The organism is Streptomyces sp. NPDC006643, assembly GCF_042870175.1.
Lineage (GTDB): Bacteria > Actinomycetota > Actinomycetes > Streptomycetales > Streptomycetaceae > Streptomyces.
On record NZ_JBIAHA010000007.1, the window covers coordinates 283,382 to 292,477 of the forward strand.

Here is a 9,096-nt window from a genome sequence, read left to right on the forward strand (position 1 = left end):
TCCGAGAGCGATGTTTCGCCGGTGTAAGCGTTCGGCTTGAGAGAAACGAAACCGGGGCTCCGCGCACGCTCGGACCGTTCGTATCCGGTCCGGTCCGGTCAGGCCGGTCCGTCAGTCCGTGGACGAGGAGTCCGTCATGACTTTCATGAGCCAGTTCATCGCGAGCCGCGGTGCCCGTACGGCACGCCGTCGTACAGCAGCACGCCGTCGTACGGCACACCGCGCGGCCACCGCCGCCCTGTTCGCCACCGCCGCCCTCGGGCTGGTCGCCTGCTCCGGCGACTCGGGCGGCGGCGCCAGGGACGCCGGTTCCGGCAAGGACGAGGTGAAGACCCGGGCCGACCAGGAGCTGGAGCACCGCAGGTGTCTGCGGGAGCACGGGGTGGACATCCCCGAGCCGAAGCCGGGCGAGGCCGGCACCACCATCGAACTCGGCGGCAAGGGCGGGGAGGTGGAGAAGGCGTTCAAGGCCTGCAAGGACAAGGCTGTCGGCGGCGGTGCCGAGGAACTCACCCAGGCCGAGAAGGACAAGATGGTCGCCTACGCGCGGTGTATGCGGGAGAACGGCGTGGACATGCCCGACCCGAAGTTCGACACCGCGGGGATGGCGGGGATGCCCGCGCTCGAAGCGAAAGACATGAAGAAGGTCGAGAAGGCGAGCAAGGCCTGCGAAAGCGTCGGCCGATGAAGCGCGGCCGGATTCTCGTGACCGGGGCGGCGGTGCTCGCCGTCGCCGCCGGGTCCCTCGCCCTGACCCAACTCGGCGGCCCCGACCGGGCGGACGCCCGGCAGAACACCGGACTGCCGCCCGACACCGCCCCCGTGGTCCGCGGAGATCTGCGCGACAGCGCCCAGGCCGACGGGAAGCTCGGCTACGACAAGCAGCGCAAGGTCAACGCGGGCGCGGCCGGGACCATGACCTGGACACCGCCGACGGGCTCGACCGTCGAGCGGAACGGGCGGCTGTACGAGATCGACGGGCAGGCGGTGCGGCTGATGTACGGCTCGGGGCCGATGTACCGGACGGTGAAGGCGGGTGACCGGGGCCGGGACGTCGAGCAGTTGGAACGTAACCTCGCAGTCCTCGGCTACACCGGCTTCACGCCCGACGACGAGTACACCGATCTCACCGCCGCCGCCGTCAAGCGCTGGCAGAAGGCCCATGACCGGGAACAGACCGGCACACTGGGGCCGCGGGACATCGTGTTCGCGCCGGGCGAGGTACGGATCAAGAGCATCGGCACGCCCGTCGGCGACCTGGCCCAGCCCGGCGCCCCGGTCCTCACCACCACCGGCTCCGAGCGGGTCGTGACATTCGCCCTGGACGTGGCCGGGAGCACGCTCGCCAAGGCGGGCACGAAGGTCACGGTCGACCTGCCGGACGGTACGAGCGCGCCCGGCACCGTCTCCTCGGTCGGCAGGACGGCGAAGCCCGGCGACGACCCGCAGGACACCGAGCCCAAGGTCACCCTGACCGTGTCCTTCGACAGACCGGACAAGGTCGGCGGCTTCGACCAGTCCCCGGTTACCGTCAATCTGACCGGCGAGACGCGGGAGAACGTCCTCAGCGTCCCCGTCAACGCGCTGCTCGCCCTGCCCGGCGGCGGGTTCGGACTCCAGGTCGTGGCGAAGGGGACCGCGCGCGATGTGAAGGTGGAGCTGGGCATGTTCGCCGAAGGCCGGGTCGAGGTCTCGGGCGGCGGGCTGCGCGAGGGCATGAAGGTCGGGGTGCCGTCGCTGTGAGTACGGTCGTCGGCCTCACCGGGGTCACCAAGGAGTATCCGGGCGGCGTGAGCGCCCTGCGTGGGGTGGACCTCACGGTCGAGGAGGGCGAACTCCTCGGCATCGTCGGCCCGTCCGGCTCCGGCAAGTCCACCCTGCTGCACATCATCGGCACGCTGGACCGGCCGACCGCCGGCTCGGTGCACATCGCCGGGCACGACGTGGCGAAGCTCTCCGACCGCCGGCTCTCCGCGCTGCGCGCCCAGCATGTCGGCTTCGTCTTCCAGGCGTTCCACCTGGTGCCGGGCGTGAGCGCCCGGGACAACGTCGCGGAGGGGCTGCTCTACTCCGGCCTGTCGCGCACCGTACGGCGCCGCAGGGCCGCCGCCGCGCTGGAGCGGGTCGGTCTCGCCGACCGCCTCGACCACCGGCCGCACGAACTGTCCGGCGGACAGAAGCAACGGGTCGCCATCGCACGGGCGGTGGTCGGCGAGCCCACGCTGCTGCTGGCCGACGAGCCGACCGGGGCGCTGGACTCGGCGTCCGGCGCGGCGGTGATGGAACTGCTGCGCGATCTCAACCAGGAGGGGGCGACCATCGCGGTCATCACGCACGACACGGAGATCGCGGGGCGGCTGCCGAGGGAGGTGCGGATACGGGACGGGGAGGTGGTCGCGGACATCGGCGACGCGGCCTCCGCACCGGGCGTGGGGGCGGGGCTGTGACGGCCAACGGCCGGGGGGCACGGCGGCTGAAGGCGGCCCGGCTCGGCCCCCGGGACGTGCTGCACGTCGGCTCGGCGGGCCTGCGCAGCCGGCCGATGCGGGTCGTGCTGTCCGCGCTGGGCATCGCGATCGGCATCGCCACCATGATCTCGGTGGTCGGCGTCTCGGCCTCCAGCCAGGCCCAACTGCTGCGCGAACTCGACAAGTTGGGCACCAACCTGCTGGTCGCGTCACCCGGTGAGTCGATATTCGCGGGCGAGGAGGTGAAGCTGCCCGAGGAGTCCGTCGGGATGGTCGGCCGGATCGACGGCGTACAGGACGTGGGCGCGACCGGCGACCTGGCCGCCTCCGTACGCCGCAACGAGAAGATCGACGAGGGCGACACCGGCGGCATCGCCGTCAAGGCCACCACCGGTGACCTGCTGAAGGTGCTGCGCGGGGAGATCGGCAGCGGCGGCTGGCTCAACGACGCGACCGGCCGCTATCCCTCGGTCGTCCTCGGCCATGTCTCCGCGCAGCGCCTCGGCATCACCGAGCCCGGCCGCCAAGTGTGGATCGGCGACCGGTACTTCACGGTCGTCGGCATCCTCGCCCCGCTGCCGCTGGCCCCGGAGATCGAGCGCTCCGCACTGGTCGGCTGGGCGGGCGCCGGGCGCCTGCTGGACTTCGACGGCCATCCGACGTCGGTGTACGAGCGCTCGACGGACGCGTCCGTCTCCGCCGTACGCAAGGTCATGGCGGCGACGGTCGACCCCCGTAACCCGCAGAACGTCAAGGTCACCGACCCGTCGTCGGCGCTCCGCGCGAAGGCGGCGACCGAGGGGGCGTTCAGCGGTCTGCTGCTCGGCCTCGGCGGCATCGCGCTGCTCGTCGGCGGGGTCGGGGTCGCCAACACCATGATCATCTCGGTGCTGGAGCGGCGTTACGAGATCGGCCTGCGCCGCTCGCTGGGCGCCACCCGGGGCCAGATCCGTATCCAGTTCGTCACGGAGTCACTGATGCTGTCGGGCCTGGGCGGACTGGTCGGCGTCGCCCTGGGCGCGACGGCGACGGGTGTGTACGCGGGGTCCGGCGGCCTGCCCTGGGTGGTCCCGCTGTGGGCGGTGTCCGGCGGCTTCGCGGCGACGCTGGCGATCGGCACGGTGGCGGGCCTCTACCCGGCGATCCGCGCCTCCCGCCTCTCCCCGACGCTGGCGCTGCACGCGGCGTGAGGGGGGCGGGGCCCGTGTCGGGGCCCTCGTCACGGATCGCCGTCGAAGGGCTCCGCGGGACTCCGAAGGGCTCCGCAGGACCCCGCGGGACTTGAGGCGACCTCGCGGGGGAGTCCGTGCGACTTCGCCGGGCTCCGCAGGACCTCGCGGGACTTCAGGCGATCTCGCGGGACTTCGCGGGCGCGACCCCCGGCGCGACCCCCGGCGCGACCCCGGCCGCGCCCGCGAAGCCCGCCCGCTCAGCCCTTGCTCACCGCCGTCAGGATCTCCGGCAGCCTCGACGCCGTCGGCGGCGCCGCCAACCGGATTCCCGCCCAGGCGATCAGCGCGCCGTACGCCGTGCCCACCGGCAGCACCAGCCACGTCCAGGCGTCCGCGCCCGAGGTGTGCAGAATGATCGTCAGGACGATCACCGGGGCGCACAGCACGGCGCCGCCCAGCATGCCGCCGAGGATGGAGATCCAGGCGAGACCGGCCTGGCCGGGGGCGACGTTCTTGTACGCGCTGTCCTGCGGGATCGAGTACGGGAAGCGGGCCGAGGCCACCGCGCCCGTGGCCATCATCGCGCCGAGCAGCGCGAAGGACAGGCCGAGCGCCTCGGGCAGCGCCCGCCAGTCGCCGAGCAGCGCGGCCGTCCCGATCGTCACCAGGGCCGAGTACGGCAGCGTGATCAGCAGCAGGGCGAACGCCCGCGCCCGCAGCTCCAGATACGCGTCACGCGTCGAGGAGATCGTCAGGGCCACCATCCAGAACGCGGAGGTGTCCTGCCCGAACTGGTTGTACATCTGGATCCCGAGCATCCCCGCCGCGAAGCACGCGAGATAGATCGAGCCGCTGCCCTGGAGGGCGTTCACCAGCGGCACGATCAGGCCGATCGCCAGCGAGGTCACCCACGCCGCCTTCGTCTTGGGGTCGCGCCACACGTACAGGAGGCTGCGGCGCATCACCGTGCCCGTACGCCCCTCGGGCAGCAGCCTGTCGAGACCCGACCGTGCCGACTCCTTGCGCGCCGGGCCGGCCGCCGCGGCGACCGTCGAGCCGTCCGGGGTGGTCATCAGCTTCACCAGCGACCGTTGCCACCAGTACAGCAGCCCGGCCAACGCGCCCAGCGACAGCAGCAGTTGCCCGGCCGCCGCCCCGTACGCGCCGTCGCTCACCGAGTCCACCGCGCCGATCGCCGACGCGGGCGGCAGCCACCGTACGACGTCGGCCACCGGGTCGAGCGCCGAGAGCCCGCCCGCCTCGTTGAGCCGCTGGATACCGAAGTTGACGAACTGGATGCCCACGGCGATCACCAGACCGCTCAGCACGGCCAGGTCGCGCCCCTTGCGCGAGGTCAGCAGCCGGATGTTGGCCGCCGCCACCGCGCGCGACAGCGCCACGCACACCAGCAGCGCCAGCGGTACGACGACGACCGACACCACCACGGCGGCGGCGCCGTGCGCGACGGCGATCGCGGAGCCCAGCACCAGACAGAGCGTGAACAGCGGCCCGATACCCACGACGGACGCGGCGAGCAGCGCGCCGATCAGCGCCTGGGGCCGCAGCGGCAGCATCACCAGCCGGCTCGGGTCGAGCGTCTCGTCACCGCTCGGGAAGAACAGCGGCAGCATCGCCCAGCCAAGGGCCACGATCGCGGTCAGGACGACGACGAGCGTGGCCGCACCGTCGTTCCCGCGCAGCAGGATCAGGCCCAGGAGCTGCCCGGCGGCGATGAGCAGGGCGAGGACGACGGAGACGACGTACGCGACGGTACGGCCCGAGGACTGCCGCAGCCCGTTGCGCAGCAGCGACAGCTTCAGCCGTACGAAGACGGGCGCGAGGGCGCGGGTGTCCAGGGTGACGGCGGGCGTCGTGCCCGAGCCGACCGTCCCGGCCGCCCCGGCCGTGCCCACCGATCCCGACAGGCCCGCGCTCATCGGGCGCCGCCCAGCCAGTCCAGGGACTGGCCGGTGTCCCGGCCCTGGGCGCCGACCAGTTCGAGGAACGCGCTCTGGAGCGACGGCGCGTCGCCCCGTACCTCCGCGAGCGTCCCCTGCGCGCGGATACGGCCGGCGGCCATCACCGCGACCCAGTCGCACAGCGACTCGACCAGCTCCATCACATGGCTGGAGAAGACGACGGTCGCGCCGGAGTCGGTGTAGCGCTCCAGGACGCCGCGGATCGTCTGCGCCGACACCGGGTCGACGCCCTCGAACGGCTCGTCCAGGAACAGGACTTCGGGGTTGTGCAGCAGCGCCGCCGCGAGACCGATCTTCTTCCGCATGCCGGTCGAGTAGTCCACGACGAGCTTGTGCTGCGAGCCGGCCAGGTCCAGTACGTCCAGGAGCTGCGTGGCGCGCTTGTCGACCTCGTCGCCGGGCAGCCCCCGCAGCCGGCCGGTGTATCCGAGGAGTTCACGCCCCGACAGCCGCTCGAAGAGGCGCAGCCCCTCGGGCAGTACGCCGATCCTGGCCTTGACCGCGACCGGGTCGCCCCAGACGTCGTGCCCGGCGACCTGGACTCGGCCCATGTCGGGCCGGAGCAGGCCGGTCACCATGGAGAGCGTGGTGGTCTTGCCCGCGCCGTTCGGGCCGACGAGGCCCACGAACTGGCCGGCGGGCAGATCGAGATCGATCCCGGCGACGGCGACCTGCTCGCCGAAGCGCTTCCACAGCCCTTCGACGCGGACGGCGGGGGTCGCCGACGGCGGCGGCGCCCCCGGCCCGGCCGCCGTACGCGTCCCGCCCGCCGTGTCCGGCGCCGCCGCCCGCTCCGTCTGTTCCGCCGCTTGGTCCGGTACGTGATCCGGCATGCCGCACTGCCCTTCGGTGATCCCTTTTCGAGGTGTCGAGAGGACCCACCATAAGACCGCGCGTCCCGCCGCCCTCAGGGCCGCTTCAGGGGCGCCTCAGGGTCGCTGTGCCCGAGCTGCCGCCGCGTCCCGCCCGCACGCGTACGCCAGGGGGCTGATCAGCTCCTCGACGTCCGGCAGCCAGCGGTTGGCCGGAGTCGGCCGGCGGGCCCACTGCACGGCGCCGAAGCCGCCGACCCGGGTGGGCGGCGCCGCCACGTAGTGCGCCTCGCCGTGGGTCACCAGATCGATCGCCGACGCCGTCCAGCCGAGCTTCCGCACGAGGCCGTCCACCTTCAGCGAACCGCCGGGCAGGACGAAGAAGAGCATCCGGCGGTCGGGGGTGCAGGTGACCGGGCCGAGCGTCATCTCCATCCGCTCCATCCGCGCGAGCGCCAGGAAGCCCGCCGACTCCGGCACGTCCAGCGCGTCGAACGTACGGCCCGTCGGCAGCAGGATCGACGAGCGCGGCTGCTTCGACCACAGCCGCCGCGCGGCGACCCCGCTGCCCGTCGCCTGCGACGCCCAGTCCGGCCGGGTGGGATGCGCCCCGGGCGCCGGGCAGTCGGCGCGGTCGCACGAGCACCGCTCCTTGCCGTCCACCGCCTCCAGCCAGGTGCCGGGGAACACGTCCCAGTGCCGCTCCTCCGCGTACCGCACGGCGCTGTCCAGCAGCAGGTCGCCCCGCTGTTTGGGGATCTGCGCGGCGTCGGTGACGCCCGTCACTCCGATGGTCTTGTCCACGAAGAACACAACTCCCGCCCGCACCTTGGGTTACGGGCGACACGGGGCGTCGCACGGGGGCATCGATTCCGCATGTGGGGCGCACAGATGCATGGGCGGGGGCGCGTACGAAGTTGCGGCGTGTCGATGGGTAACCACATCCGGTGGCCGGGGGTTGCCACCAGGGAGCGTGAGGCGAGTCACACAGCTCGGCACCAAGCGGGCGGCGTTTCCTGAAAGTTACCGAAGATTGTTGATTTCGACCATCGCACGCATTTACTGCGTTTCCGCCGGGCAGTGATCACTCAATCGATCACTGCGGCCACAGGGGGTATCCAATTGGCAGCCAGGCCTCTCGTTGCCCGTCAGCCGAACGAACGGCTGCAAACACTCATCCAGGAGGCCGGCTGTTCCAATGCCGGGCTCGCCCGCCGCGTCAACATGGTGGGGACCGAGCGCGGTCTCGACCTCCGTTACGACAAGACATCCGTGGCCCGCTGGCTGCGCGGACAGCAACCGCGCGGCCGGGCCCCGGGGATCATCGCCGAGGCGCTGGGCCGCAAGCTGGGGCGTACGGTCACGATCGACGAGCTGGGGATGGCCAACGGCAAGAATCTCGCCTCGGGCATCGGTCTCCAGTTCTCGCCGACGGTCATCGGCGCGATCGAGCAGGTCTGCGAGTTGTGGCGCAGCGATGTGGGCCGGCGTGACTTCCTGTCCGGGTCGGCGGTGGCGTCGTCGGCGCTCGTCGAGCCGAGCAGGGACTGGCTGATCACGGGCGCGGACCCGTCGGTGGCACGCAACACCGGTGCCCGGGTGGGGGATTCGGACGTCGCGGCGGTCGTCGCGATGACGGCGGCGCTGGTCGAGCTGGACCACCGCTTCGGCAGCGGCCATGTCCGCCCGGTGGTCGTGCACTATCTGAACAGCGTGGTGTCGGGCCTGCTCGCGGGGTCGTACAAGGAAGCGGTCGGCCGCAGACTCTTCGCCGCCGTGGCCCGACTCACCGAACTGGCCGGGTACATGGCGGTGGACACAGGGCAGCCGGGGCTCGCCCAGCGCTACTACATCCAGGCGCTGCGGCTCGCGCAGGCGTCCGGCGACCGGGGATACGGCGGCTATGTGCTGGCCGCGTCCATGAGCCATCTCGCGGCCCAGCTCGGAAACCCGCGCGAGATCGCCCAGTTGGCGCGGGCCGCCCAGGAAGGCGCGCGCGGGCAGGTCACCCCGAGGGCGCAGGCCATGTTCCTGGCCGCCGAGGCGCGCGGGCACGCGCTGCTCGGTGACGCGACCCAGTGCCACGCGGTCGCGGGCCGCGCGCTCACCGCGCTGGAGCACGCCGATCCGGAGACCGACGACGACCCGGTGTGGATCGCGCACTTCGACCACGCCTATCTGTCCGACGAGTTGGCGCACTGCTACCGCGATCTGGGGCAGCCCGAGGCGGCGGCGCGCCACGCGTCCGACTCGGTGGCGGGACATCCGGAGACCCGGGCGAGACGACGGGCGATCGGACTGGTCCTGCTGGCCACGGCGCAGATCCAGCAGCGCGAGGTGGAGGAGGCGTGCCGGACGGGCACCCGGGCGGCCGAGCTGCTGGGGGCGCTGCGCTCCAGCAGGGGGGCGGAGTATCTGGAGGATCTTCAGCAGCGGTTGGAGCCGTACGGCACGGAGCCCGCGGTCCGGGAGTTCAGCGCCCGGCTGGAGATCCAGGCCGCGTGACACGGCTTTGCTACAACTTCCGCCGGGGGCATGGTGTTTCGGCGGGCGTCGCGGGGGGGGGGGGGGGGGGGTGAGCCCCCCCCCCCCCCCGGCGCGGGGGGGGGGGGGGGGGGGGGGGGGGCGGGGCCCTCGTTCCGCGGGAACGGCGGGTTTGTTTTAA

8 protein-coding genes are annotated in these 9,096 nt (G+C 72.5%); 5 read left to right on the plus strand and 3 right to left on the minus strand.

Annotation, left to right across the window (positions count from 1 at the left end; genetic code table 11):
- Window positions 1-136: 136 nt before the first annotated feature.
- The 4 genes from ACFYNU_RS12655 to ACFYNU_RS12670 are packed head-to-tail and all read left to right on the plus strand — an operon-like array spanning window position 137 to window position 3,658.
- Entirely contained in the window at window positions 137-688 is a 552-nt protein-coding gene (locus tag ACFYNU_RS12655; RefSeq protein ID WP_356587028.1) for a hypothetical protein, read from the plus strand.
- Entirely contained in the window at window positions 685-1,743 is a 1,059-nt protein-coding gene (locus tag ACFYNU_RS12660) for a peptidoglycan-binding protein (protein WP_356587026.1), read from the plus strand. The genes ACFYNU_RS12655 and ACFYNU_RS12660 overlap by 4 nt, the downstream gene beginning before the upstream one ends.
- The gene (locus ACFYNU_RS12665) at window positions 1,740-2,447 is read left to right on the plus strand and encodes an ABC transporter ATP-binding protein (RefSeq protein WP_356587024.1); all 708 of its coding nucleotides are present in this window, start codon (window positions 1,740-1,742) and stop codon (window positions 2,445-2,447) included. The genes ACFYNU_RS12660 and ACFYNU_RS12665 overlap by 4 nt, the downstream gene beginning before the upstream one ends.
- Window positions 2,444-3,658: an ABC transporter permease gene (locus ACFYNU_RS12670; RefSeq protein WP_356587022.1), complete on the plus strand. Its 1,215-nt coding sequence runs from the start codon at window positions 2,444-2,446 to the stop codon at window positions 3,656-3,658. The genes ACFYNU_RS12665 and ACFYNU_RS12670 overlap by 4 nt, the downstream gene beginning before the upstream one ends.
- Window positions 3,659-3,897: 239 nt before the next feature.
- Here ACFYNU_RS12670 and ACFYNU_RS12675 read toward each other — a convergent pair whose 3' ends face one another.
- The 3 genes from ACFYNU_RS12675 to ACFYNU_RS12685 form a co-directional block, all read right to left on the minus strand.
- Entirely contained in the window at window positions 3,898-5,577 is a 1,680-nt protein-coding gene (locus tag ACFYNU_RS12675) for a transporter (protein ID WP_356587020.1), read from the minus strand.
- Complete coding sequence (locus ACFYNU_RS12680) at window positions 5,574-6,452, minus strand: ABC transporter ATP-binding protein (RefSeq protein WP_356587018.1); 879 nt, start codon at window positions 6,450-6,452, stop codon at window positions 5,574-5,576. Before ACFYNU_RS12680 ends, ACFYNU_RS12675 begins: the two co-directional genes overlap by 4 nt.
- A gap of 96 nt (window positions 6,453-6,548) precedes the next feature.
- Window positions 6,549-7,235 carry a bifunctional DNA primase/polymerase gene (locus ACFYNU_RS12685; RefSeq protein ID WP_388766036.1) on the minus strand — a complete coding sequence of 229 codons (687 nt, stop codon included), beginning with the start codon at window positions 7,233-7,235 and terminating at the stop codon, window positions 6,549-6,551.
- Window positions 7,236-7,553: 318 nt separating this feature from the next.
- Between ACFYNU_RS12685 and ACFYNU_RS12690 the strand changes: the two genes are divergently transcribed.
- The gene (locus ACFYNU_RS12690; RefSeq protein ID WP_356587014.1) at window positions 7,554-8,936 is read left to right on the plus strand and encodes a transcriptional regulator; all 1,383 of its coding nucleotides are present in this window, start codon (window positions 7,554-7,556) and stop codon (window positions 8,934-8,936) included.
- The last annotated feature ends 160 nt before the right edge of the window (window positions 8,937-9,096 follow it).

Excerpts from the sequence above, each read along its gene's own strand:
- ACFYNU_RS12655 (WP_356587028.1), top strand. The coding sequence starts at position 137 with ATGACTTTCATGAGCCAGTTCATCGCGAGCCGCGGTGCCCGTACGGCA.
- ACFYNU_RS12660 (WP_356587026.1), top strand. The coding sequence starts at position 685 with ATGAAGCGCGGCCGGATTCTCGTGACCGGGGCGGCGGTGCTCGCCGTC.
- ACFYNU_RS12675 (WP_356587020.1), bottom strand. The coding sequence starts at position 5,577 with ATGAGCGCGGGCCTGTCGGGATCGGTGGGCACGGCCGGGGCGGCCGGG.
- ACFYNU_RS12680 (WP_356587018.1), bottom strand. The coding sequence starts at position 6,452 with ATGCCGGATCACGTACCGGACCAAGCGGCGGAACAGACGGAGCGGGCG.